Source organism: Streptomyces sp. NPDC041784 (assembly GCF_055591025.1).
Genome location: NZ_JBVJAB010000029.1, coordinates 46,155 through 70,000, shown reverse-complemented (window position 1 = coordinate 70,000; position 23,846 = coordinate 46,155). Strand labels below are relative to the sequence as shown.

The 23,846-nt window shown below is 73.3% G+C and carries 20 protein-coding genes and 1 pseudogene; 11 read left to right on the top strand and 10 right to left on the bottom strand.

The genetic code is table 11. From position 1 onward, the window contains the following. Window positions 1-64 precede the first annotated feature (64 nt). Complete coding sequence (locus ACZ6D7_RS38885) at window positions 65-934, bottom strand: Fpg/Nei family DNA glycosylase (RefSeq protein ID WP_469501211.1); 870 nt, start codon at window positions 932-934, stop codon at window positions 65-67. Window positions 935-1,087: 153 nt separating this feature from the next. Further along, window positions 1,088-6,073 (bottom strand): ATP-dependent helicase, encoded by a 4,986-nt coding sequence (locus ACZ6D7_RS38880; RefSeq protein ID WP_469501209.1) that lies wholly within the window; start codon window positions 6,071-6,073, stop codon window positions 1,088-1,090. A 332-nt stretch (window positions 6,074-6,405) separates the two neighbouring features. On the opposite strand from ACZ6D7_RS38880, the gene ACZ6D7_RS38875 reads away from it, so the two are divergent. The 3 genes from ACZ6D7_RS38875 to ACZ6D7_RS38865 are packed head-to-tail and all read left to right on the top strand — an operon-like array spanning window position 6,406 to window position 8,356. Continuing rightward, entirely contained in the window at window positions 6,406-7,368 is a 963-nt protein-coding gene (locus ACZ6D7_RS38875; RefSeq protein WP_469501207.1) for an AraC family transcriptional regulator, read from the top strand. Further along, window positions 7,269-8,051 (top strand): AzlC family ABC transporter permease, encoded by a 783-nt coding sequence (locus ACZ6D7_RS38870; RefSeq protein WP_469501204.1) that lies wholly within the window; start codon window positions 7,269-7,271, stop codon window positions 8,049-8,051. Before ACZ6D7_RS38875 ends, ACZ6D7_RS38870 begins: the two co-directional genes overlap by 100 nt. Further along, a complete protein-coding gene (locus tag ACZ6D7_RS38865) occupies window positions 8,048-8,356 on the top strand; it encodes an AzlD domain-containing protein (RefSeq protein WP_469501201.1) in 309 nt (102 codons plus the stop codon). The genes ACZ6D7_RS38870 and ACZ6D7_RS38865 overlap by 4 nt, the downstream gene beginning before the upstream one ends. A 121-nt stretch (window positions 8,357-8,477) precedes the next feature. On the opposite strand, the gene ACZ6D7_RS38860 is transcribed toward ACZ6D7_RS38865, so the two are convergent. Then, a complete protein-coding gene (locus ACZ6D7_RS38860) occupies window positions 8,478-9,422 on the bottom strand; it encodes a hypothetical protein (RefSeq protein ID WP_469501199.1) in 945 nt (314 codons plus the stop codon). A gap of 79 nt (window positions 9,423-9,501) precedes the next feature. Here ACZ6D7_RS38860 and ACZ6D7_RS38855 point away from each other — a divergent pair, with 79 nt between their 5' ends. Both ACZ6D7_RS38855 and ACZ6D7_RS38850 read left to right on the top strand, forming a co-directional pair. Further along, window positions 9,502-9,696, top strand: coding sequence for a DUF3046 domain-containing protein (locus tag ACZ6D7_RS38855; RefSeq protein ID WP_469501197.1), 195 nt, complete (start codon window positions 9,502-9,504; stop codon window positions 9,694-9,696). A gap of 60 nt (window positions 9,697-9,756) precedes the next feature. Next, window positions 9,757-11,049 carry an AI-2E family transporter gene (locus ACZ6D7_RS38850; RefSeq protein ID WP_469501194.1) on the top strand — a complete coding sequence of 431 codons (1,293 nt, stop codon included), beginning with the start codon at window positions 9,757-9,759 and terminating at the stop codon, window positions 11,047-11,049. 43 nt (window positions 11,050-11,092) lie between these two features. Here ACZ6D7_RS38850 and ACZ6D7_RS38845 read toward each other — a convergent pair whose 3' ends face one another. Then, a complete protein-coding gene (locus ACZ6D7_RS38845; protein WP_469501189.1) occupies window positions 11,093-11,971 on the bottom strand; it encodes a hypothetical protein in 879 nt (292 codons plus the stop codon). A gap of 356 nt (window positions 11,972-12,327) precedes the next feature. Between ACZ6D7_RS38845 and recA the strand changes: the two genes are divergently transcribed. The 6 genes and pseudogenes from recA (at window position 12,328) to ACZ6D7_RS38815 (ending at window position 18,975) form a co-directional block, all read left to right on the top strand. Beyond that, window positions 12,328-13,455, top strand: coding sequence for a recombinase RecA (gene recA, locus ACZ6D7_RS38840; protein WP_469501187.1), 1,128 nt, complete (start codon window positions 12,328-12,330; stop codon window positions 13,453-13,455). A 3-nt stretch (window positions 13,456-13,458) separates the two neighbouring features. Beyond that, window positions 13,459-14,250 (top strand): recombination regulator RecX, encoded by a 792-nt coding sequence (gene recX / locus ACZ6D7_RS38835; protein WP_469501184.1) that lies wholly within the window; start codon window positions 13,459-13,461, stop codon window positions 14,248-14,250. A 231-nt stretch (window positions 14,251-14,481) separates the two neighbouring features. Further along, entirely contained in the window at window positions 14,482-15,267 is a 786-nt protein-coding gene (locus tag ACZ6D7_RS38830) for an ArsR/SmtB family transcription factor (RefSeq protein ID WP_469501181.1), read from the top strand. After that, window positions 15,264-17,816: an ABC transporter permease gene (locus tag ACZ6D7_RS38825; RefSeq protein WP_469501179.1), complete on the top strand. Its 2,553-nt coding sequence runs from the start codon at window positions 15,264-15,266 to the stop codon at window positions 17,814-17,816. Before ACZ6D7_RS38830 ends, ACZ6D7_RS38825 begins: the two co-directional genes overlap by 4 nt. Window positions 17,817-18,005: 189 nt before the next feature. Next, window positions 18,006-18,590: pseudogene (locus ACZ6D7_RS38820) on the top strand (substrate-binding domain-containing protein); the annotation flags it as partial. Between the two features lie 103 nt (window positions 18,591-18,693). After that, window positions 18,694-18,975, top strand: coding sequence for a hypothetical protein (locus ACZ6D7_RS38815; RefSeq protein ID WP_469501176.1), 282 nt, complete (start codon window positions 18,694-18,696; stop codon window positions 18,973-18,975). Between the two features lie 16 nt (window positions 18,976-18,991). On the opposite strand, the gene ACZ6D7_RS38810 is transcribed toward ACZ6D7_RS38815, so the two are convergent. The 6 genes from ACZ6D7_RS38810 to ACZ6D7_RS38785 all read right to left on the bottom strand — a co-directional run bounded on the left by ACZ6D7_RS38810 (window position 18,992) and on the right by ACZ6D7_RS38785 (window position 23,697). After that, window positions 18,992-19,387 carry a rhodanese-like domain-containing protein gene (locus ACZ6D7_RS38810; protein WP_469501173.1) on the bottom strand — a complete coding sequence of 132 codons (396 nt, stop codon included), beginning with the start codon at window positions 19,385-19,387 and terminating at the stop codon, window positions 18,992-18,994. Next, entirely contained in the window at window positions 19,384-19,911 is a 528-nt protein-coding gene (locus tag ACZ6D7_RS38805; RefSeq protein ID WP_469501171.1) for a cupin domain-containing protein, read from the bottom strand. Before ACZ6D7_RS38805 ends, ACZ6D7_RS38810 begins: the two co-directional genes overlap by 4 nt. A gap of 93 nt (window positions 19,912-20,004) precedes the next feature. Continuing rightward, window positions 20,005-20,076 carry a putative leader peptide gene (locus ACZ6D7_RS38800; RefSeq protein ID WP_309544753.1) on the bottom strand — a complete coding sequence of 24 codons (72 nt, stop codon included), beginning with the start codon at window positions 20,074-20,076 and terminating at the stop codon, window positions 20,005-20,007. A 234-nt stretch (window positions 20,077-20,310) separates the two neighbouring features. Continuing rightward, the gene (locus ACZ6D7_RS38795; RefSeq protein WP_469501250.1) at window positions 20,311-21,939 is read right to left on the bottom strand and encodes an FAD-dependent monooxygenase; all 1,629 of its coding nucleotides are present in this window, start codon (window positions 21,937-21,939) and stop codon (window positions 20,311-20,313) included. A gap of 187 nt (window positions 21,940-22,126) precedes the next feature. Then, the gene (locus ACZ6D7_RS38790; protein ID WP_469501168.1) at window positions 22,127-23,035 is read right to left on the bottom strand and encodes an amino acid ABC transporter permease; all 909 of its coding nucleotides are present in this window, start codon (window positions 23,033-23,035) and stop codon (window positions 22,127-22,129) included. After that, a complete protein-coding gene (locus ACZ6D7_RS38785; protein ID WP_469501165.1) occupies window positions 23,032-23,697 on the bottom strand; it encodes an amino acid ABC transporter permease in 666 nt (221 codons plus the stop codon). The genes ACZ6D7_RS38790 and ACZ6D7_RS38785 overlap by 4 nt, the downstream gene beginning before the upstream one ends. Window positions 23,698-23,846: the final 149 nt, after the last annotated feature.

The window sequence follows — 23,846 nt, the reverse complement described above, 5'->3', positions numbered from 1 at the left end:
TGACGGGCAGTCAATTAGTGGTGGACGGTCAATTGGTGACGGTCGGTCGATTGGTGGTCGGTCGTCAATTGGCGGTGCGGGGGTGGACGGGGCGCGCTGGGCGGGCGGGCCGGACACGGCGGGTCGGTGGGGAGCCCGGTGCCGGTGCGGGCCCCGGCTGGCAGGTGGGGCACCAGTACGTGGGGCGTTCGCGGGAGCCGTCGCCCTGGTCGGCCGCGCGGACGGGCGTGCCGCAGCGCAGGCAGGGGCGGCCCGCGCGGCCGTAGACGAACAGGTCCTGGCCGCGGCGGCCGGTCGTGATGCGGACCGGGCGGTCGCGGTTGGCCTCCAGGAGCTTCCTGGCGAGTGCGGGCAGCTTCACGGCGCGGTCGGCGGGCAGCGCGCCGACGGGGAGCCACGGGGTGACGCCGAGCAGGAAGCACAGCTCGCTCTTGTAGACGTTGCCGATGCCGGCGAGCTTGCGCTGGTCGAGGAGGGCCTCGCCGAGCGGGAGGGCGGGGTCGGAGAGCAGGTTGGCCAGAGCCAGGTCGGGGTTCCAGTCGGGGCCCAGGAGATCGGGGCCGAGGTGGCCCACGGCTCGCTGCTCCTCGCTGGTGCGCAGCAGGTCGAGAACGGGGAGGCGGTAGCCGACGGCCGTGCGGTCGTGGGTGCCGAGGATCGCGCGGATCTGGTGCGCGGGGCCGCCGGTCCAGCGCTGGTCGTGGGCGTAGACCTTCCAGGAGCCGTCCATCCGCAGGTGTGAGTGGAGCGTGAGGCCGCCCTCGATACGGGTGAGGAGGTGCTTGCCGCGCGGGGTGACGTCCAGCACGGTGCGGCCGGTGAGGTCGACCGTGGCGTACTTCGGCACACGGAGGTCGGATCGGGTCAGCACCTTGCCCGCGAGGGCGCCGTGCAGCCGCGCCGCCGTCTGCCAGACCGTGTCACCTTCGGGCATGGGTCAAGGGTGGCACGGCGGGGGTGGGGGCCGGACGGGACGGGGACGGGGACGGGGACGGGGCGAGGGCGGAGCGGGGCGGGGCGGAGCGGAGCGGGGCGGGGGCGGATGGGGTGCGATGTGGTGGGGGGCGACGGCGTGGGGGTGGGGTGGTCATGCGCGGAGGCGTAGGCCTCGCGGGGTGGCGATGAAGCCGGCTGTTTCCAGGAGGGTGCCGATGGGGGCGGTCAGGGCCGAGGTGCCGTTGATCCGCTCCACCGTGACCGTGCCGAGAGAACCCGCGCGGGCGGCCAGGGCGAGGGCCTCCGCCGCGGCGTGCAGCCGGGGGTCGTCGGTGGGGGTGGCCGCGGCGTCCGGGGAGGAGGGCCAGGCCAGGACGGTCTTTCCGCCGCGCTCCATGTACAGCGTCAGCTCGCCGTCGACGAGCACCACCAGGGAGCCCGCCTTGCGGCCCGGCTTGTGCCCGGCGCCGGTCGGGGGCTCGGGCCAGGGCAGGGCGGCGCCGTACGCGTTCGCCGGGTCGGCGGCGGCGAGGACGACCGCCCGGGAGGCGGGGGAGGAGTCGCGGGTACGGCCGCGGCGGTCGGAGTAGGCCGAGGTGTACGGCGACGCCGCGGAGCCCGAGCCGTACGGAGTGGTCGTGCCGAACGGGGAGGCCGCGGAGCCGCCTCGGGGGCCGCCCGCGCCGGGGGAGGCGAAGTCCCGCGGGGACACGTATTCGCCCGGTGCCGGCTGCGGAGGGGCGAAGGGGGCGTCGAGGTCCGCCGTGTTCCAGTCGAGGTCGTCGGACGGGAAACCGCCGGGGGTGAGGTCGCCGGGGAAGCCGTCGGAAAAGCTGTCGGGGAAGCCGTCGGGGGTGGTGGCCGGGCTGCCGGTCGGGCCGGGGAGGGGCTCGCCCCGGTCGCGGGCGTTGGCCACCGCGCGCAGGCGGTCGACGGCGCCGTCCATGGCGAACTGGGCCGCGCCGAGGCCCTCGACGACATAGCCGCGCCGGGCCTGGCCGCTCTCCTCGAAGACGGACAGGATGCGGTACGTCGCCGAGAAGCCGCCCTCGACGCCCTCGGCGGCGACCGCGCCCCTGGTCACCACGCCGTGGCGGTCGAGGAGGGCGCGGGCCAGGGCGTGGGCGCGGACGGTGGGATCGGGCTCGTGCGCCGGGAGCAGCGACCAGCGGCCGGCGACGGTCGGCGGGCCGGTGCGGGAGGCGGGGCGGGCGGCGGCCGTCAGGGAGCCGTAGCGGCCGCGCGGGACCGCGCGCTTGGCGCGGTGGGCCGTGGCGCCGGCCGTGCGGCCCGAGCCCAGCAGGGAACGCATCGGGGCGAGGGTGTCGTTGGTGAGCCGGCCGGACCAGGCCAGGTCCCAGATGGCGTCGGCGAGTTGGGGGTCGGTGGCGTCGGGGTGGGTGGTGGCGCGGATCTGGTCGGCGATCTGGCGGAAGAACAGGCCGTAGCCGCCGGACAGGGTGTCCAGCACGGACTGGTGGAGCGCGGTCAGCTCCAGGGGATGGGGCGGGGGCAGGAGCAGGGGCGCCGCGTCCGCCATGTAGAGGGAGACCCAGCCGTCCTTGCCGGGGAGGGCGCCCGCGCCGGCCCAGACGATCTCTCCGGCCGAGGTGAGTTCGTCGAGCATCGCCGGGGCGTAGTCCCTCACGCGGGACGGCAGGACCAGCTTCTCCAGGCCCGAGGCGGGGACCGACGCGCCTTGGAGCTGCTCGATCGCGCGCACCAGACCGTCGATGCCGCGCAGGGAGTGGCCCTTGCCGATGTGCTGCCACTGAGGCAGGAACTGGGCGAGGGCGGGCGGCGGGACCGGTTCGAGTTCGTGCCTGAGGGCGGCCAGGGAGCGGCGGCGCAGTCTGCGCAGGACGGTCGCGTCGCACCACTCCTGACCGATACCGGCCGGGTGGAACTCGCCCTGGACGACGCGTCCGCCCGCCGCGAGCCGCTGGAGGGCGCCCTCGGTGACCGCGACGCCGAGGCCGAAGCGGGCGGCCGCCGTCGTCGAGGTGAAGGGGCCGTGGGTGCGGGCGTGGCGGGCGAGGAGGTCGCCGAGGGGGTCCTTCACCGGTTCCGTGAAGGCCTCCGGCACGCCCACCGGCAGCGCCGTGCCGAGCGCGTCGCGCAGCCGGCCCGCGTCCTCGATCGCCGCCCAGTGGTCGTTGCCGGCGATCCGGACCTTGATCGCGCGGCGGGCGCCGGCCAGCTCTTGGGCCCAGTGCGGTTCGGCGCCGCGCTCGGTCAGTTCGGCGTCGGTGAGGGGGCCCAGGAGGCGCAGGAGGTCCGCGACGCCCTCGGCGTCCTTCACCCGGCGGTCCTCGGTGAGCCACTGAAGCTCCCGCTCCAGTTCCGTGAGGACCTCGGCGTCGAGCAGCTCGCGCAGCTCCGCCTGGCCCAGCAGCTCCGCCAGCAGCCGGGAGTCCAGGGAGAGGGCGGCGGCGCGGCGCTCGGCGAGCGGCGAGTCACCCTCGTACAGGAACTGGGCGACGTACCCGAACAGGAGGGAACGGGCGAACGGGGAGGGCTCCGGGGTGGTGACCTCGACCAGGCGGACCCTGCGGGACTCCAGGTCGCCCATCAGCTCCACGAGCCCGGGGACGTCGAAGACGTCCTGGAGGCACTCGCGGACCGCCTCCAGGACGATCGGGAACGAACCGAACTCGCTCGCCACCTGGAGCAGTTGCGCGGCGCGCTGGCGCTGCTGCCACAGCGGGGTGCGCTTGCCGGGGTTGCGGCGCGGGAGCAGCAGCGCGCGGGCGGCGCACTCGCGGAAGCGGGCCGCGAACAGGGCGGAGCCGCCGACCTGGTCGGTGACGATCTGGTCGACCTCGCCCTTGTCGAAGACGACGTCCGCCGCGCCGACCGGGGCCTGCTCGGCGTCGTACTCCGTGCCCGCCCTGCGGGGCTCCTGGTCGAGCAGGTCCAGGCTCATGAGGTCGGCGTCCGGCAGCCGGAGCACGATGCCGTCGTCGGCGTGCATGACCTGGGCGTCCATGCCGTAGCGCTCGGAGAGCTTGGCGCCGAGGGCGAGGGCCCAGGGGGCGTGGACCTGGGCGCCGAAGGGGGAGTGGACGACGACCCGCCAGTCGCCCAGTTCGTCACGGAAGCGCTCCACGACGATCGTGCGGTCGTCCGGGACGTGGCCGCAGGCCTCGCGCTGTTCGTCCAGGTAGGAGAGCACGTTGTCGGCCGCCCAGGCGTCCAGGCCCGCGGTGAGCAGGCGGAGCCTGGCGTCGTCCTTGGGCAGGGAGCCGACCTCGCGGAGGAAGGCGCCCACCGCGCGGCCCAGCTCCAGCGGGCGGCCCAGCTGGTCGCCCTTCCAGAAGGGGAGGCGCCCCGGGACGCCGGGTGCCGGCGAGACCAGGACGCGGTCGCGCGTGATGTCCTCGATGCGCCACGAACTCGTACCGAGCGTGAAGACGTCGCCCACCCGGGACTCGTAGACCATCTCCTCGTCCAGCTCGCCGACGCGGCCACCGCCCTTCTTGGGGTCGGCGCCCGCCAGGAAGACCCCGAACAGGCCGCGGTCCGGGATCGTCCCCCCGGAGGTGACGGCCAGGCGCTGGGCGCCGGGGCGGCCGGTGACCGTGTCGGCCACGCGGTCCCACACCACGCGCGGGCGCAGCTCCGCGAACGCGTCGGACGGATAGCGGCCTGCGAGCATGTCCAGCACGGCCGTGAACGCCGACTCCGGGAGCGAGGCGAAGGGCGCGGCGCGGCGGACCGTGGCCAGCAGGTCGTCGACCTGCCAGGTGTCCAGTGCCGTCATGGCCACCAGCTGCTGGGCCAGGACGTCCAGCGGGTTGGCGGGAACCTTCAGGGACTCGATCGAGCCGGTGCGCATCCGCTCGGTGACCACCGCCGCCTGGACGAGGTCGCCGCGGTACTTGGGGAAGACGACGCCCGTGGAGACCGCGCCCACCTGGTGTCCCGCGCGGCCGACGCGCTGGAGGCCGGAGGCGACGGAGGGCGGGGACTCGACTTGGACCACCAGGTCGACGGCTCCCATGTCGATGCCCAGCTCGAGGCTGGAGGTGGCGACCACGGCGGGCAGACGGCCCGCCTTGAGGTCCTCCTCGACCAGGGCGCGCTGCTCCTTGGAGACCGAGCCGTGGTGGGCGCGCGCGATGACGGCCGGGGCGCCCTGGGCCGCGCCCGAGCCGCCCATCAGCTGGGCGGGGGCGTGGTGCTCGTCGAGCGGTTCGCCGGTGGCCCGCTCGTAGGCGATCTCGTTGAGCCGGTTGCACAGGCGCTCGGCGAGGCGGCGGGAGTTGGCGAAGACGATCGTGGACCGGTGGGCCTGGACGAGATCGGCGATCCGCTCCTCGACATGCGGCCAGATCGACGGGCGCTCCGCCCCCTCGGAGCCATCGGCCACCGGGGAGCCGGCCAGCTCGCCCAGGTCCTGCACGGGGACGACCACCGAGAGATCGAACTCCTTGCCCGACGTCGGCTGGACGATCTCCACCTTGCGCTGCGGCGAGAGATAGCGGGCGACCTCGTCGACCGGGCGGACGGTCGCCGACAGGCCGATGCGCCGGGCCGGCTTCGGCAGCAGTTCGTCCAGCCGCTCGAGGGAGAGCGCCAGGTGCGCGCCGCGCTTGGTGCCCGCGACCGCGTGCACCTCGTCCAGGATCACCGTCTCGATGCCCGTCAGCGCGTCGCGGGTGGCCGACGTCAGCATCAGGAACAGGGACTCCGGGGTGGTGATCAGGATGTCCGGCGGGCGGGTGGAGAGCGCGCGGCGCTCGGCGGCCGGGGTGTCGCCGGAGCGGATACCGACCCTGACCTCGGGCTCGGGCAGGCCCAGGCGGACGGACTCCTGGCGGATACCGGTCAGGGGGCTGCGGAGGTTGCGCTCGACGTCGACCGCGAGGGCCTTGAGCGGGGAGACGTACAGGACCCGGCAGCGCTTCCTCGGGTCGGCCGGCGGAGGTGTCGAGGCGAGCTGGTCCAGGGCGGCGAGGAAGGCGGCCAGGGTCTTGCCGGAGCCGGTCGGGGCCACCACCAGCACGTCCGAGCCCGCGCCGATGGCCTGCCACGCGCCCGCCTGGGCCGCGGTGGGCGTGGAGAACGCCCCCGTGAACCAGCCGCGGGTCGCGGGGGAGAAGCCGTCGAGGGCTCGGTGTGCGGAGCTGACCATGCGTCCATCCTGCACCCCTCCACTGACAATGGCTCTGAGCTGCGGTGATGAGGTGGCGATGCCCTGGCGGTGGTGAGGCGGCGGTGGTGAGGCGGCGGTGGGGTGGGGCCCGCGGAGGGGTCTGGCTGAGGGGGCTCTGGCTGAGCAGGCCTTGCGGAGGGGGCCTTGCGGAGGGTGGGGGCGGCGGCTTGGGGAGCGGAGGCCGTGTGGATGGGGGCAGTGGGATGGAGGCCTTCGGTTGGGCGTGGCTGCGGAATGGAGGCCGCCGGATGGGGATGGCCGCGAGATGGAGGCCGCCGTCGGCCGGCGTGGCCGTCGCGGAGAATGGGGGCATGGCGGGTTCGGGTGAGTTGGCGCGGCACTGGCGGTACGCCGACCTGCCCGGCGTCGATCTGCTGCGCGCCCGGTACGTCCGGAAGAGGTTCGTCCGGCACACCCACGAGCACTTCGTCATCGCGGCCATCGCCGACGGGGTCGAGGTCTTCCACCACGGTGGGGCCGACCGGTACGCCGGGGCCGGCGCGCTCGCGCTGGTCAACCCGGACACCCCGCACACCGGGCGGGCCGGAGTCCCGGAGGGGTGGAAGTACGGGGCGGTGTACCCGGCGCCCGAGGTCGTCGCCGGGATCGCGGCCGAGACGACGACCCTGCGCGGCACCCCGGGATTCGTCCGTCCGGTCCTCGACGACCCCTACACCGTGAGCCTGGTGCACCAGGTGCTCCGCGCCGCCGACGAGGGCAACGGGCTCGCCGCCGACACCCTGCTGCGGGTGGCCGTGACCCGGCTGCTGCGGCTCAACGGCGGACCTCTGCCGCAGCGGGAGGTGCGCACGGCCGGGGCGCGGATCGCGGCACACGCGCGTGCCGTGCTGGAGGAGCGGATGACCGAGCCGCCGACCCTGGAGCAACTCGCCGCGGACCTGGGGACCAGCCCGTTCGCGCTGCTGCGGGCCTTCCGCGACACGTACGGCATGCCGCCGCACACTTGGCTCACCGACGCGCGCGTGCGGCGGGCGCGGCGGCTGCTGGACGCGGGGACGGCACCCGCCGAGGCGGCCGTGGCGGTGGGGTTCACCGACCAGCCGCACCTCAACCGTCACTTCGCGCGGATCGTGGGTGTGCCTCCGGGCGCGTACCAGCGGGAGCGCAAGAATGTACAAGACGCGCGCGGAGGGCTGCTCCTACCGTCCTCCGTGTGGCAGAACAGACAGCTCTCGCAGACATACGCGCCCACGGCACGGGAAAACCGGACTCCGCCGTCGTACGGGATGCCCTCGGAGTCGGGGTCGCCGTAGGACTGTCCGGGTTCGCGTTCGGGGTGACCTCGGCGGGCAGCGGGCTCACGGTGTGGCAGACCTGCGCGCTGAGCCTCCTGGTGTTCACCGGCGCGTCCCAGTTCGCGCTCGTCGGCGCGCTCGCGGCGGGAGGCAACCCGCTCACGGCGGCTGCCGGAGCCTTCTTCCTCGGGGTGCGCAACGCCTTCTACGGGCTGCGCCTGTCGCAGTTGCTGGCCCTCCCGCGCGCGGTGCGGCCGTTCGCCGCGCAGTGGGTGATCGACGAGACGACGGCCGTCTCGCTGGCGCAGCCCGGGCGGCGCGCTGCCCGGATCGGGTTCGCCGTCACCGGACTGAGTCTGTACGTGCTGTGGAACCTCACCACGCTGCTGGGCGCCCTGGGCGCCGAGGCCATCGGGGACACGGACGCGTGGGGGCTCGACGCGGCCGGGCCGGCCGTCTTCCTGGCCCTGCTCGCGCCCATGCTCCGGACGGCCACCGAGCGGACCGTCGCCGGCCTCGCGGTTCTGCTGGGCCTCGGCCTGCTGCCGGTCCTGCCCGCCGGGGTGCCCGTCCTGGTGGCCGCACTCGCCGCGCCGGCCGTGCTGTACGCCGAGGGGCGGCGCAAGGGAGTCGGGGCCGACGCGAGGGAGCGGCGGCCGTCTGAGGGGGACCGGCCCGAGGGGCGAGGAGAAGAGCGGTGAACATCTGGATCGCGATCGGGGCGACCGCCCTCGGCTGCTACGCCGTCAAGCTCGCCGGGCTGCTCGTGCCCGCGGGGGCTCTGGAGCGGCCCCTCGTCCGTCGGCTCGCGGCGCTGCTCCCCGTCGCCCTCCTCGCCGCGCTCACGGCCCAGCAGACCTTCGCCGACGGACAGGCGCTGGTGCTGGACGCGCGGGCCGCGGGTCTTGCCGCGGCGGCTGTGGCACTGGTGCTGAGGGCGCCCTTCCTGTTGGTCGTCGCGGCCGCCGTGGTGGTCACGGCGGGGGTGCGGGCGCTGGGTGGCTGAGGGTGGGGGCGGTGGCTGGGCGCGGGGTCGCGGCCGCGAGGGTGGCGAGCCGCACGCCTCCCCGCGCGCGCCGCCTGCGGTCACCGAGGGGCGCCTCCGGGGCCTGGCGCCCGCCGAGCGGTCAGCCGATCGCCCGGCCGTGGGCCCTCAGGGTGCGCAGTGCCTCGATCGTCACCATGGGCCGGGCCTCCAGGACGGGGGCCGGTGCCCAGTGGCGCCACCGGACCGGCCAGCCGCCGTCCTTCCGCTGCTCGCCGGCGAGGAAGTCCAGGGAGCGCGCCATCTCGTCGTCCGTGAACCACGCGCGCGCGAGGGAGTGCGGTGTCCGCGCGAAGTCGTGCGGGTAGTGGTGCTCGCCGGGGGCGTACCCGGACGCGACCGGGTAGTCGTCCGGGCGGTCCGGATCCAGCGCGGCCAGCCGTTGTTCGCGCACCAGCCTGCCCAGGCGGTCGGCGGCAGCCTCCGCGCGCGGGCGGTCGGGTACGGCGTCCAGGAAGGCCACGGCGGCCTCGACCTCGTACGGATGGGACTTCTCCAGGGCGTCCACCGCCTGCCAGCAGAAGTCCGTGGCCCGGAACAGCCAGGCGTGCCACACCTCGTTGCGGTGCAACAGGCCGACCACCGGTCCGGTGGCCAGCAGGGCGCTGGGCGGGTCGTCCACGATCGGGACGAACGGCGCCGCCGGATATCCGTGCTGGCTGGGATGGATCGCCGGCAGCGCTCCGTCGGCGGTGGAGACGGCGGTCAGATAGCGGCAGACGCGCTCCACGCGCTGTCCGCCGCAGCGGCCGATGGAGTCCAGGACGCGCAGCGCGTGCGCGGTGTGCAGCGGCTGGCTGACGGGGCCGCGCAGATCGGGCTCCAGTGCGTGGCCGTACCCGCCGTCCTCGTTGAGATGGGCGTCGAGGGCGGTCTCGACGGGATCGGCACCGCCGTGCAGGAAGTGGTACGCGAACAGGCGCTGCTCCAGCACGCGCGCGGTGAGCCAGACGAAGTGCTCGGCGCGGAAGAGCGGGGAGCGCGCCGTGGGCGTCGGGGGGAGTGGGGATGCTCCGGTTTCGGCCATACGTCAGACCGTAGGACGGAAAGCGTTCTCGGCAGGCGGTCCCGGCGATGGCCACCCCCGGGCGCGGGATACTGGTGTCATGCGGTTGACGGTCTTCTGGCAGCGGATGGACGAGCACTTCGGTACGGGGTACGCCGAGACGTTCGCGCGCGATCACGTGATGACGGAGCTCGGCGGACACACCGTGCACGAGGCGCTGGCCGACGGCTGGGAGGCCAAGGACGTGTGGCGCGTGGTGTGCGTGGTGATGAACGTTCCGCAGGAGATGCGCTGATCCGTCACGAAGATCGCAGGCGGCTCCCCGATTGTCGGTGGCGTACGCGAGACTTGCTCCGTGGCACCCACTGACGAGCCCGGGCGGTCCGCCCGGCAGGCATCCCAGCCCGGCACGACGCCGCCCTCCGGACCCCCGGCGGGCGGCGCCGTCGGGCCGGGTGCGCGCATGCCGCGCTGGCTGCCGCGCGCCATGGTGCTGGCGCTCGCGCTCTTCGGGGTGTTCCAGCTGGGCACCTGGGCCTTCCACCAGCTCATCGGCCTGCTGCTGAACATCCTCATAGCGTTCTTCCTGGCCCTCGCAGTGGAGCCCGCGGTGAGCAGGATGGCCGCCCATGGCATGCGCCGGGGGTTCGCCACCTTCCTGGTCTTCTTCGGCCTGCTGATCGTGGCCGCCGGGTTCTTCACGCTGCTCGGCTCGATGCTCGCCGGCCAGATCATCAAGATGATCGAGGGCTTCCCGGAGTACCTCGACTCCGTGATCAACTGGGTCAACACGACGTTCCACACCGAGCTGCGGCGCGTCGACATCCAGGAGGGCCTGCTCCACTCCGACTGGCTGAGGAAGTACGCCCAGAACAGCGCCGCCGGCGTCCTGGACGTCTCCACACAGGTCCTGGGAGGCCTCTTCCGGCTGCTGACGATCGCGCTGTTCTCGTTCTACTTCGCCGCCGACGGACCGCGCCTGCGCCGCGCCCTGTGCTCAGTCCTGCCGCCCGCCAAGCAGGCCGAGGTGCTGCGCGCCTGGGAGATCGCCGTCGACAAGACCGGCGGCTATCTGTACTCGCGCGGCCTGATGGCGCTGATCTCGGGAGTCGCGCACTACATACTCCTCGAGGCCCTCGGCATCCCGTACGCGCCCGTGCTCGCCGTGTGGGTGGGCGTGGTCTCGCAGTTCATCCCCACCATCGGCACGTATCTCGCGGGCGCCCTGCCCATGCTGATCGCGTTCACGGTCTCCCCGCTGTACGCGCTGTGGGTGCTGATCTTCGTCGTGGTCTACCAGCAGTTCGAGAACTACGTGCTCCAGCCCAAGCTGACCTCCAAGACCGTCGACATCCACCCGGCGGTCGCCTTCGGCTCGGTCATCGCGGGCACCGCCCTCCTCGGTGCCGTCGGCGCGCTGATCTCCATCCCGGCGGTCGCCACGCTCCAGGCGTTCCTGGGCGCCTACGTGAAGCGGTACGACGTCACGGACGACCCCCGCGTCCACGGTCACCGGCGCCGCGGCGAGGGCCCGAACCCGCTGACCCGCGCGCGGCGCCTGTGGACGCGGGCACGGCAGCGGGAGAGCGGGTCCCGGAACGGGGCCGGGGGCGGGGCTGGGAACGGGTCCGGGAGCGGTACTGGCTGAACCGCGGCTTCCGGGTCCGCATCCGGGAGGCGGCAGGCGGGAGTCAGTACGTGAGGACAGCCCACACCCCAGCCGCGGCGACCGCCGCCCAGTAGCAGCCGACCGCGACGGCCACGATCCGCCACCGCACACGCTCGCTCCAGGATGTGCGGGACAGCAGCCAGGCCAGCGCGGGCAGCACCAGGACGGCGTGCAGGCTGACCCCGTGCAGGGGCTTGAGCGGGGCCGTCGAGTGGTACGCGGCCTCCTGGTGACCGGTGCGGGTGAGCACGACTCCGCGCGCGATCATCGCCGCTCCCGAGGCGAGCGCGACCAGCAGGACCGCGAAACCGGAGCGCACCGCGAGCGCCATCCCGGCCGGTCCCGTCGGAGGGTGCCGGAAGGACACCACGGCGAAGACGGTGAGCAGCACCACGAGGACACCCCCGCCGACCGCGAGGGTCATGGACACGGCGGTGTCGAAGGGCGTCTCCATGCCCAGGTGCGAGGGCACTCCCCGCCACGCCTGAAGGGTGATCCCGCCGACCTCCACGACACAGTCGGCGGCGAACACACCCAGCAGCAGGGCGCGCAGCCGTCCTTCCAGGCGCAGACACGACGTGACGCGGACGACCGCGAGCAGCGTCACACCGAAGGAGAGCCCGAAGGTCACCGGCTTGCGCCACGAGACCGGCCCGTCCCAGGGACCGCCGTCGACGGCGAAGACCACCAGGTGGAAGAGGCCGGAGAGGATCAGGAGGGCAGCGGTCGCCTCGTAGAGGCGGTCTGGGGATGGGGCGCTCGCGCGCAGGGTGGATCCCGCTTCGGCTCCCGCTCCAGAGCCGGAGCCGGAGCCGGAGCCGGATGCGGTGGCGTGGCCGCCCGCGCCGCGGCCGGTCGCGTACGGCGCCCGTGCCGTCCCCGTGGTCTTCTCGTCGTCCATGCCACGAGCGTCCCGTCGCCGCCGTACGCCGTCGTCGTCCGGCCGAAGACACCCGGCGTACGCCCGTGGAAGTAGCCGGGACGGCGGTGGAGCCGGGGTCGGGTCCGGGCGGTGTCGGGGCGTTGTGGGTGCGTGAACGTAGCCTCGGAAGTGCCGCGTGGTGCGCTTGACACGAAATTCGAACATACATTCTTATGGAAGCTCCGGCGAGGTTCTCGGCGGATGTTATGTCCCGGTTTGGGTGGGGAAGTGCCCTAGTTATCCACAGGCCGGACCGGCGTCGGGGCGCATTGTCAGTGGCAGGCGTTAGCGTCTTTGACGTGAAGCGATCGACTCAAGCAAACCGGGTGGAACCCATGGCAGGAACCGACCGCGAGAAGGCGCTCGACGCCGCGCTCGCACAGATTGAACGGCAATTCGGCAAGGGCGCGGTGATGCGCCTGGGCGAGCGGCCGAACGAGCCCATCGAGGTCATCCCCACCGGGTCGACCGCACTCGACGTCGCCCTGGGGGTCGGCGGCCTGCCGCGAGGTCGTGTGGTGGAGGTCTACGGCCCGGAGTCCTCCGGCAAGACGACCCTGACCCTGCACGCGGTGGCGAACGCGCAGAAGGCCGGCGGCCAGGTCGCGTTCGTGGACGCGGAGCACGCCCTCGACCCCGAGTACGCGAAGAAGCTCGGCGTCGACATCGACAACCTGATCCTGTCCCAGCCCGACAACGGCGAGCAGGCCCTGGAGATCGTGGACATGCTGGTCCGCTCCGGTGCCCTCGACCTGATCGTCATCGACTCCGTCGCGGCGCTCGTCCCGCGTGCGGAGATCGAGGGCGAGATGGGCGACAGCCACGTGGGTCTCCAGGCCCGCCTGATGAGCCAGGCCCTGCGGAAGATCACCAGCGCGCTCAACCAGTCGAAGACCACCGCGATCTTCATCAACCAGCTCCGCGAGAAGATCGGCGTGATGTTCGGCTCCCCGGAGACCACGACCGGTGGCCGGGCGCTGAAGTTCTACGCCTCGGTGCGCATCGACATCCGCCGCATCGAGACCCTGAAGGACGGCACGGAGGCGGTCGGCAACCGCACCCGTTGCAAGGTCGTCAAGAACAAGGTCGCGCCGCCCTTCAAGCAGGCCGAGTTCGACATCCTCTACGGCCAGGGCATCAGCCGCGAGGGTGGCCTGATCGACATGGGCGTGGAGCACGGCTTCGTCCGCAAGGCCGGCGCCTGGTACACGTACGAGGGCGACCAGCTCGGCCAGGGCAAGGAGAACGCCCGTAACTTCCTGAAGGACAACCCCGACCTCGCCAACGAGATCGAGAGGAAGATCAAGGAGAAGTTGGGCGTCGGCGTGCGCCCGGCGGAGCCCGCCGCGGTGGAGCCCGGAGCGGAGGCCGTGGCCGCCCCGGGCGCGCCCGCGGACGATGCCAAGACGGTTCCGGCTCCCGCCGCCAAGGCCGCCAAGAAGGCCACGGCCGCGAAGAGCTGATCCGTGACACGACGAACGGACTGGGCCGAGTACGCCCACCCCGGCACCGCACGGGAGCCGGGGAGCCGGGGCGACGGCGGCCTCGCCCCGGGCGGCGAGGACCGGCCGCACGGCGGCTCGTACCCCGGTGACGGCACGGACGGCGACAGCCGGCACCGTGGCGGCCGGGCGGGGCGCGGTGGCGAGGGCGGTCCACGGGGCGGCCGTGGACGCCGTCGACGCGGCTTCGGAGAACCGTCCGCAGAGGACGGAGGCGCTTCCTCCTCGTCGAGGGCCGAGAAGGGGGAGCCTTCGGGGGACCCGGCTGAGCGGGCACGGGCGATCTGCCTGCGCCTGCTCACCGGGACCCCGCGCACGCGCAAACAGCTCGCGGACGCCCTGCGCAAGCGGGAGATCCCGGACGACGTGGCCGAGGAGGTGCTCTCGCGGTTCGAGGAGGTCGGGCTGATCAACGACAGCGCCTTCGCGGACGCCTGGGTGGAGTCCCGGCACCACGGCCGGGGCCTGGCCCGGCGCGCCCTCGCCCAGGAACTGCGCACCAAGGGCGTCGACTCCGCGCTGATCGACGAGGCCGTTGCCCAGCTCGACTCCGAGCGGGAGGAGGAGACCGCCCGCGACCTCGTCGCCCGCAAGCTGCGCTCGACCCGCGGTCTCGACCGCGACAAACGGCTCCGCCGCCTCGCGGGCATGCTCGCGCGCAAGGGCTACTCCGAGGGCATGGCCCTACGGGTCGTCCGTCAGGCGCTGGAGGACGAGGGCGAGGACACGGAGTTCCTGGGGGACGGGGAGTACTGAGCGCCGGGGGTGCCATCGGCTCGGTTCCGGCGCGGTGGACGCGGCTGGACACGGTGGACGAGACCGGACTGGTGGACGAGACCGGACTGGTGGACGAGACCGGACACGGGGACGCGCGGGACGCCGATCGAGTCCAGGGGCAGGGCAGTTGCGGGTGGGGGGATATCCCCCCACTGAGGACGCTGGGCCGCCGCAGTGCACAGGTGTCTGTGCACAGGCGACTGTGGACGCATGCCCCGAACGCCCCAGGAACCCGGTGACCACGAGCCCCCGCAGGCGGCACCCGCCCCCGCGGCGCCCGTCGAACTCGGCGACCTCGCCGCGCTCAAGGCGCTCGCCCAGCCGCGTCGGCAGCGCATGCTCGAACACCTCACCCTGCACGGCCCGGCCACCTCGGCCACGCTCGCCCGCGCCCTCGGGCTGAACACCGGCTCGACCAGCTACCACCTGCGCGAACTGGCCAGATACGGCTTCGTCGAGGAGACCGACCAGCCGGACCAGCCGGAGCCGGACCAGCCGGACCAGCCGGACCAATCGAGCCGGTCGGGCCAGCCGGGTCAATCGAGCCGGTCGAGCCGGTCGGGGCAGGATGCGCGAGGGGACCGCCGCGTGGAGCCGTCCGCGCACCGGGAGCGCTGGTGGCGGGCGGTCCCGGGCGACCGGCGTTTCCCGCCGCGCAGTCGGCAGAGCGCCGAGATGCGGCACGTCATGGACGAGCTGAACCACCGTGCCTACGCCGCCGACCTGGACCTCTTCGAGCGGCTCCAGCGGGACGCGCCCCACGACGACCCCTGGGCGGACGCCTTCCCCTACTCGCGCGGCACGATCCGGCTCACCCTGCCCGAAGTCCGCGAGTTCTTCGAGGAGTACATCGCCCTCCTCAACCGCTACAAGCGGCCCGAGTCCGAGACTCCGCCCGGCGCACGCACCCTCCTCACCCGGCTCCTCGCCTTCCCCGCGCCCGCCTCCGACGACCACAACCGCGCACCCAACAGAAGAGAGACCGAGGCCCCATGATGCTGCGCTACGCCCTGAAGACCGTCCGCGCCCGCAAGGCAGGCTTCCTCGGTGCCTTTCTCGCCCTGATGTGCGCGGCCGCCCTGATCACCGCGTGCGGCACCCTCCTGGAGACGGGGCTGCGCGGCACCATCCGCACCGAGCGCTACGCCGCCACCCCGGTCGTGGTCTCCGCCGACCAGAACGTCCACCAGACCACCGTCAAGCACAAGAAGGGCAAGACCAAGGTCAAGCACAAGGCCAAACCCATAGCCGAACGCGCCTGGGTCCCGGCCGCCCTCGAACGCACCCTCGCCGACACGCCCGGCGTCGCCCGAGTCGTCCCCGAACTCACCTTCCTGGCCCAGCCGTTGCCCCCGGCCGGCGCCGGCGGCTGGTCCGGCGCTGAGTCGAGCGCCGGTCCCGGCTACGGGCACGCCTGGGACTCCGCCGCGCTGACCCCGTACCGGCTCACCTCGGGCACCGCCCCCGAGGCCGCCACCGACGTCGTCGTGGACCGTGGCCTCGCCGAGCGGGCCCACCTCGCCCCCGGTGACCGCCTCACGGTCCAGTCGACCCAGGCCCCGCGCACCTACCGTGTCTCCGGTGTCGCCGCCCCGGCGACGGCCGTACGCCACCAGACCTCCCTCTTCTTCTCCGCTGCCGAGGCCCGCCGGCTGGCCGCCCACCCCGGACAGGTCACCGCGTTCGGCGTGCTGCCCGAGGCCGGGACCGACCCTGACCGGCTGCGGCAGGCCCTGGTGAAGGCGCTGCACGGCACCGGCGCCCAGGTCGGCGTCGGCGACGCCCGGGGCCCGGTCGAGTTCCTGGACGCCGCCGCTGCCCGCACCAAGCTCGTCAGCATGGGCGGTGCGATGGGCGGCACCTCGCTGCTCGTGGCGGTCCTCGTGGTCGTTGGGACCTTCGCGCTCTCCGTCCAGCAGCGCCACCGTGAACTCGCCCTGCTGCGCGCCATCGCCGCCACCCCCGGGCAGATCCGCAGGCTCCTGGGCCGGGAGGCCCTGATCGTCGGAGCGGCCGCCGGCACCACCGGAGCGGCCCTCGGGATCCCCCTGGGCGGCTGGCTGCACGGCAGGTTCGTCGCCCTGGGCGCCGTGCCGGCCACGCTCGAGCACAGCGTGAGTGTCTTCCCGCCGTTCGCCGCCCTCGCCGCGACCCTGCTCGGCGCCTGGGCCGCCGCACGGATCGCCTCCCGCCGGGTTGCCCGGATCCGCCCCGCAGAGGCGCTTGCCGAGGCCCGCGCCGAACGCACCCGGCTCGCCTGGGGCCGGCTCCTCGCCGGTCTGCTGCTGCTCGCCGGTGGGGCCGTCCTCGTCGCACTGCTGAGCGTTCTGCGGACCGAGCCGGCCTCGACGCCCGTGACCTTCCTCGCCGTTGTCGTCCTGTCCACCTCCGTCGCTCTTCTCGGACCGCTCCTGGTCCGGGCGGCCGCGCTGCTGCTCGCCGGTCCGCTGCGGCTGACCGGCCACGGTGGCCGGCTCGCCACCGCCAACCTCCGTGGCAACGCCGTCCGTATGGCCTCCGTCGCCACTCCCCTCACCCTGCTGATCGGTATGACCTGCACCGTGCTGTTCGTGCAGCCCACCCTCGGCGACGCGGCCCGGGCCCAGGCCCGTGAGGGCGTCCGTGCCGACTGGGTCGTCGCCTCGCGGGGGCCCGGTGTCCCGGCCGAGGCGGCACGACAGCTCCGTACGGACCAGGACGTCGTCACCGAAGTCGTCCGGACGACCGTGCGCGTCGGGCTCGACAAGTACGCGGCACAGGGCGTCACCCCGGCCGGACTCGCCCGCACCTGGGACCCGGACATCACCGCCGGCTCCCTGGACAGGCTCACCGAGCACACCGTCGCCGTCAGCGAACTGGCCGCGGACCAGCTCCACTTGGCGCCCGGTAGCACCCTGAAGCTCACGCTCGGCGACGGCACGCCCGCCACCCTCACCGTCGCCGCCGTCTACGCCAGGGGCCTCGGCTTCGGAGACCTCACCCTCGCCCACGACCTCCTCGCCCGGCACGTCGACAACCCGCTGTCCTCCTCCCTCCTCGTCAGCACGGCCCGTACACAGACACAACTCGCGAACACGCTCCGTGAGTTCCCGGGACTCTCGGTGATTTCGCCGGCGGCCGCCGACTCGCTCCAGGCCGAGCGGCAGCAGGCGAACGCCGAGGTCAACTTCCTCGCCATGGGACTGGTCCTGGCCTTCACGGCCATCGCGGTGGTCAACACGCTCGCCATGTCGGTCTCCGAACGGGTGCGGGAGTTCGCGCTGCTGCGGCTCGCCGGGGCGACCCGCCGACAGGTCCTGCGGATGCTGCGCACCGAGGCGCTGTCCGTGCTCCTCCTCGCCACCTTGCTCGGCAGCGCCGTTGCCCTGGCCGTCCTGACCGCGTTCAGCGTCGGCATGACGGGCCGCGCCGCACCGGCGGTCACACCGCTCGCCTACGCCGTCGTGGTCGCCGGAGCCGGACTGCTCGCGCTCGTCGCCACCGCCCTGCCCGGCCGTGTGGCCCTGCGAGTCCGCGCGGTGACGGTGGCGACGGCCAAGGAGTGAAGGCGGCGCACGCCGACGCAGGAGAGTGGCGCCGGCCGACCGGTGACGGGGAGCGCACGATTACCTTGCGCTCCCGGGAGGGTGAGCCCGTGAGGCCCGCGGGTACCGTCTGCTGCCGCCCGCGCACCCGCGCCGACCCTCGTCCCCCGTACGAGAGTTGCCCCCGACCTCCCGAAAGGCGGCCTCGCCATGCCCGTGTCCCCCCGCTCCCGAAGAGCCTTGGTCGCAGTGGCTCTCAGCGGTCTGCTGCTCGGTGGCTGTGGCCTCTGGCCGGACGACGGCTCCTCGGGCGGGGTCAGGGGCAGGTTCACCCTGGGCTTCGTCAACGGCGGGACGTCCGAGTTCCACACGTGCCTTCAGGAGTCGGTGGAGCGTACGGCCCGCAACCACAGCATCGCGCTGCACACGGCCAACTCGCGTCAGGACGCCGGTACCGAGGTCGCCGACATCGAGGACATGATCGCCCGGAACGTCGACGCGCTGATCGTGCAGACCGTCGACATCGAGGCGCTCCAGGGGGACATCGCCCGGGCGAAGGAGGCGGGCGTGCCGATCTTCCTCACCTCGGTCGCCCCCGAGGACAGGTCCGGCCTCTTCGGCGCCGTCGTCGTCGACCTCGAGGAGGTGGGGGAACTGGACGCGGAGTGGATCGAGGAGGACGCCGCCGGCCGCGAGGTGACCGTCGGTGTCGTCGCGGGAGCCCCCGGCGCCGCCTCCGACCTGCTCACCGGCGCCTTCACCGGGCGGCTGCCGGACAACGCCGAGGTGGTCGCGAGCGAGCCGGGCATGTACGACCCCGCCAAGGCCCGGACGGTCGCCGAGGACATGATCAGGGACCCGTCCCGACCTGGACTACGCCTTCGTGGCCAACGAGGAGATGGCGTTCGCCGCCCGCGAGGCCTTCGACGCGGCCGGTGCGAAGGACGTGCGGATCGTGACCGTCAACGGCACCGACGAGGCCTTGGCCGCGCTCAAGGCCGGCCGCCTCTCCGCCACCGTCTCCAACTCGGCCGCCGACACCGGTGAGCCGGCGGTGGAGAACGTCGTCTCCCTGCTCCGCGAGGACGGGCGGGCCGACCGGATCGACCGGACGCCGGTCCGCCTGGTCACCAAGGACAACGCCGACACGGCGCCGCTGTACTGCCCGCCCGTGGGCTGAGCGCCCGGGTGGGCCGCTACGGCGTCACCGGCAGCCCGGCCGCCTTCCACGCCTGGAACCCGCCCACCAGATCCGTCGCCCGATGCAGCCCCAGCCCGTGCAGGGAGGCGGCGGCCAGGCTGGACGCGTAGCCCTCGTTGCAGATGACGACGATCCGCAGGTCGTGGTCCGTGGCCTCGGGGACACGGTGACTGCCCTGTGGGTCGAGGCGCCACTCCAGTTCGTTGCGCTCGACGACCAGGGCGCCGGGGATCAGGCCGTCTCGCTCGCGCAGGGCCGCGTACCGGATGTCGACCAGCAGCGCCTCGCCCGCGCGGGAGGCCGCGTACGCCTCCTGTGTCTCCACGCGCGCGTACCCCGAACGGACCCGCTCCAGCAACTCGTCTATGCCCACGGGCCGCTCGCCGCTCACTGCCAGTCCTCCGGCCGCTCGACCTGCTCCAGGCGCAGCACCTGTCCCGTACGGCTGTAGCGGCGGATGCGTGGCAGCGGCGGGTAGTAGGCGTGGACGGAGACCGCGTGTTCCTCGGTGGACTCGTTGAGGACCTCGTGGACGTGGTGGCGTCCGAAGGAGCGGCCCCGGCCGGCCGTCAGCGTGCGCTCCCGGTCCACGTCCTCGGTCAGCTCCAGGGTCTTCCAGCCGTCGGTGGGCAGCCGCGCGGCCAGCGAGTACTCCTTCAGCGCGCCGCGCGCGGTGAGGAAGGCGCCCACCGAGTCGGCGTGGTCGTGCCAGCCGGTGCCCGTGCCGGGCGGCCAGCCGATCAGCCAGGCCTCGCTGCCGCCGGGCCCCTCCAGGCGCACCCAGGTGCGGCCCTCCGGGTCGAGGGGGAGCGAGGCGATCAGCTCGGTGTCGGCGGCCGTGCGCCGGACGAAGTCGAGGAGGTCCGCCTGGGTCGGTGCGGCGACGGCGACTGGGACAGCGGGTGAGACAGACACGGGTACCGTCCTGGGAACGTTCGCGGGGAGCGGCGGCGCACGAGCGCGACTCGCGCTTCTGCGGCGCGCGCCGGTGGAAGAAAGGGTGCGAGTTCAGCAGGAGGGACGACACACGCAGCCCGCATAGCGGACGAGGTCCATATGGACCCTCCGCCACAGGCGCACATCGGTGTCGGTCACGATCCGGAGTACACCATGCCGGTGTGCACCGGTCAACTCACTGTCACCATGCGGACGGCCGGGACAGTACGTGCGGTCATGTGATGGTCGTATCGGACCGGCCTGGGCCGGCCCGGATCGGGCCGTGCGCGGGCTGTGCGCAGGGCCGCAGTCAGACGGTGCCCGGGCCGTGCGCAGGCAGTGCCGGCTGTCCTTGGCCGACGTACCGGACGGCAGGTGTCACTTCGCCGCCGAGCCGGCCGTGGCCTCCGCCGTGTCCGCGGTGTCCGCCGTCTCTCCCTCCGGCTTTCCGCCCACCGCGGCCTCGGCCGCCGCGTACAGGTCGGCGGGGCGTACGCCGTTCAGCGCGGTGACCAGATGGCCGTCCGGACGGATCAGCAGGACGGTGTGGGCGGCCGCGCCCGGGTAGCTCTCGGCGACCAGCAGCTCGGCCGGGCTCGGCAGCGCCGTCACCGCGGCGGCCAGCCGCGGCATGATCCCGGCCGACACCCAGTGCCTGCGCTCCCACACGCCCGTACCCGGCGCGATCAGGACGACGAGCAGCGCGCCCCGTCCGAGCCGGTCCCGCAGTCGTACGAAGGCGCCGTCCTCCGCGGTGACCCGGACGTCCTCGACCGGCGCGCCCGGGGGCGTGTCCACCGGGACCTCCGCCTCCAGGTGCCGGGGCGCGAGCGGGGAGTGCGCGTAGGTACCCGGCGCGCCGAGCGGGCCGCGCCCCAGGTGGCCGTCCGAGAGCAGCACGTCGTGCCCGCGGGCGGCACCGGGGACGTACGCCCTTATGCCGCTGCCGCCGCGCAGCACGGGCAGCGCCTGGTCGGCCGCGCGCAGCCGGGCGGAGACGGCCGCGCGCCGCTCGGCCTGGTAGCTGTCGAGCAGCGCCTCGTGCGGGCCGTGGTGCCAGGCCAGGGCCAGCTTCCAGGCGAGGTTGTCGGCGTCCCGCAGCCCCTCGTCGAGGCCCTGCGAGCCGAACGCGCCGAGCAGGTGCGCGGCGTCCCCGGCCAGCAGGACCCGCCCCACGCGCCAGCGGCGGGCCAGCCGGTGGTGCACGGTGTGGACACCGGTGTCGAGCAGCTCGTACGCCGGGGTCGGGCCCTCGGTCCAGCCCGCGAGGGTCTCGCGGACGCGGGCCACCAGCAGCTCGGGCGTGACGAGGTCCTTGCCGGGCGGGAGCAGCCAGTCCAGACGCCAGACGCCGTCCGGCAGCGGGCGTCCGGTGACTTCCCCGGCGGAGGGACCCGACGTCCGCCACGGCGGCGTCCGATGGAGCAACGCCTCGCGGTCCCACGGAAGTTCCGTCCGCAGTGCGGCCACGGCGTGTCGCTCCACCGCCGTACGGCCGGGGAAGCGGATGTCGAGGAGCTTGCGGACCGTGGAGCGGGGGCCGTCGCAGCCGACGAGGTAGCTGCCGCGCCACCAGGTGCCCTTGGGGCCGCGGGTGTGGGCGGTGACACCGGAAGGTTCCTGCTCGACCGTGTCCAGCCGGCTGTCGACCGAGATCTTCACCAGCCGCTCGCCCGACGCCGCGGCGCGCAGGGCACCGGTCAGCACGTGCTGGGCGATGTGCAGCGGGGCGGGTTCGTCGTCGCTGAACGTGATCTCGCGCGTCACCTGCTTGCGCCGCATCGCCCGCCATCCGGACCAGCGCACGCCCGCCTCGTCCAGCGGCACACCGGTGAGCCGTTCCATCAGGGCGGCGGTGTCCTCGCGCAGCACGACGGTGCGCGCGAGCCGCGGTTCGTCCTTGCCCGGCCCCTCGTCGAGGACCACGGACGGCACCTCCTGACGCGCCAGCGCCAGGGCGAGCGTGAGCCCCACGGGCCCCGCTCCGACGATGATCACCGGGTCCACGGCGCGGCACTCCCTGCCTTCGACGGTGTCCTCGCGGGCGTGAGTGAACAACAGGGTGGAGCAGGGTGCACGATCACAGAATGTATGCAACCCACTGGCGTTGTTTGCGTCAAGCGACGGAGGCAGCGGCGCGCGGGCCACTGCCTCCGGCAGATCACATCACTGGGTCACATCGCTTGAGTGTGCGTCAGATGGAGCCGCCCGCGCCACTGCCGTAGCTGCCGCCGACCTCCGCCGCGTTGAGGTCGTCGACCTGCTCGACGCCGAGCACCGCACCCGTGCTGCGCTTGCTGCGCCGCAGACGGCCCTCCAGCCAGCTCGCGAAGCTGGTCAGGATGAAGTTCAGCACGATGAACATGATTGCGACGACGATGAAGCTCGGGATCTGGTTGGCGTAGTTGGCCGCGAGCGTGCCGCGCGAGTTGAGCAGCTCGGTGAAGCCGATCATCACACCGCCGAGTGCGGTGTCCTTCACGATGACCACCAGCTGGCTGACGATCGCCGGCAGCATCGCGGTGACCGACTGCGGGAGCAGAATGCTGCTCATCGTCTGCCCCTTGCGCAGACCGATGGCGTACGCCGCCTCCGTCTGGCCCTTGGGCAGGGCCAGGACGCCCGCCTTGACGATCTCGGCGAGGACTGCGGCGTTGTAGAGCACCAGGCCGGTGACGACCGCGTAGAGCGGCCGGTCCTCGCTGCTGATGTCCGTGGAGCGGGCGTAGAACTCGTTGGCGAACAGCATCAGCAGCAGCACCGGGATCGCCCGGAAGAACTCCACCACCGTGCCGGACGCGCCTCGCACCCACCGGTGGTCGGACAGCCGGGCGATGCCGAAGACCGCGCCCAGCGGGAGGGCGATCACCATGGAGAGGGCGGCGGCCCTCAGCGTGTCGGCGAGGCCGGGCAGCAGGTACGTCGTCCAGGCCTGCGACTCGGTGAAGGGCTTCCACTGGGCGGAGGCGAACAGGTCCTTCTCGTCCATCTTCAGCCACACCCACCACAGGAGCAGCAGGAGCAGGACGGAGAAGACCACCGTGAAGATGACATTGCGCCGCTTGGCGCGGGGGCCGGGAGCGTCGTAGAGGACCGAGCTCATCGCTTCACCGCCAGTCGCTTGCTCAGCCAGCCCATGAAGAGGCCGGTCGGTAGGGTCAGTACCACGAACCCGAACGCGAAGACCGCGCCGATGAGCAGCGTCTGCGCCTCGTTCTCGATCATCGTCTTCATCAGATAGGCGGCCTCGGCGACGCCGATGGCGGCCGCCACCGTGGTGTTCTTGGTCAGCGCGATCAGGACGTTGGCCAGCGGGCCGATGACCGAGCGGAACGCCTGCGGCAGCACGACGAGCCACAGGGTCTGAGTGAAGCTCAGGCCGATGGCCCGGGCCGCCTCCGCCTGGCCGAGCGGCACCGTGTTCATGCCGGACCGCAGCGCCTCGCAGACGAAGGCCGCGGTGTAGCCGACCAGGCCGAGCACGGCCAGCCGGAAGCCCTGGATCTTGAAGTCCTCGGAGCCCATGGTGACACCGAAGACGTCGGCCAGGCCGAGCGAGCAGAAGAGGATGATGACCGTCAGGGGGATGTTCCGGACGATGTTGACGTAGGCGGTGCCGAACCCGCGCATCAGCGGGACCGGGCTGACCCGCATCGCGGCCAGCAGGGTGCCCCAGACCAGGGAGCCCACGGCGGAGAGGACGGTGAGTTTCACCGTCATCCAGAACGCCCCTAGGACGTCGTAACCTTCAAGAAAGTCGAACACGATCTCCCGCGCTTCCGGCTGGGTGGCGTATGAGAAGGGTGCGGGGGGGGGGGGGGGGGGGGGGGGGGGGGGGGGGGGGGGGGGGGGGGGGGAAAAAGAGAGGGGGGGGGGGGGGGGGGGGGGGGGTGGGGGGGGAGGAAGAGTTCTGG

Excerpts from the sequence above, each read along its gene's own strand:
- ACZ6D7_RS38860 (WP_469501199.1), bottom strand. The coding sequence starts at position 9,422 with ATGGCCGAAACCGGAGCATCCCCACTCCCCCCGACGCCCACGGCGCGC.
- ACZ6D7_RS38830 (WP_469501181.1), top strand. The coding sequence starts at position 14,482 with ATGCCCCGAACGCCCCAGGAACCCGGTGACCACGAGCCCCCGCAGGCG.
- ACZ6D7_RS38880 (WP_469501209.1), bottom strand. The coding sequence starts at position 6,073 with ATGGTCAGCTCCGCACACCGAGCCCTCGACGGCTTCTCCCCCGCGACC.
- ACZ6D7_RS38815 (WP_469501176.1), top strand. The coding sequence starts at position 18,694 with ATGGCGTTCGCCGCCCGCGAGGCCTTCGACGCGGCCGGTGCGAAGGAC.
- ACZ6D7_RS38845 (WP_469501189.1), bottom strand. The coding sequence starts at position 11,971 with ATGGACGACGAGAAGACCACGGGGACGGCACGGGCGCCGTACGCGACC.
- ACZ6D7_RS38825 (WP_469501179.1), top strand. The coding sequence starts at position 15,264 with ATGATGCTGCGCTACGCCCTGAAGACCGTCCGCGCCCGCAAGGCAGGC.
- ACZ6D7_RS38855 (WP_469501197.1), top strand. The coding sequence starts at position 9,502 with ATGCGGTTGACGGTCTTCTGGCAGCGGATGGACGAGCACTTCGGTACG.
- ACZ6D7_RS38885 (WP_469501211.1), bottom strand. The coding sequence starts at position 934 with ATGCCCGAAGGTGACACGGTCTGGCAGACGGCGGCGCGGCTGCACGGC.
- ACZ6D7_RS38790 (WP_469501168.1), bottom strand. The coding sequence starts at position 23,035 with ATGAGCTCGGTCCTCTACGACGCTCCCGGCCCCCGCGCCAAGCGGCGC.
- recA (WP_469501187.1), top strand. The coding sequence starts at position 12,328 with ATGGCAGGAACCGACCGCGAGAAGGCGCTCGACGCCGCGCTCGCACAG.
- ACZ6D7_RS38875 (WP_469501207.1), top strand. The coding sequence starts at position 6,406 with ATGGCGGGTTCGGGTGAGTTGGCGCGGCACTGGCGGTACGCCGACCTG.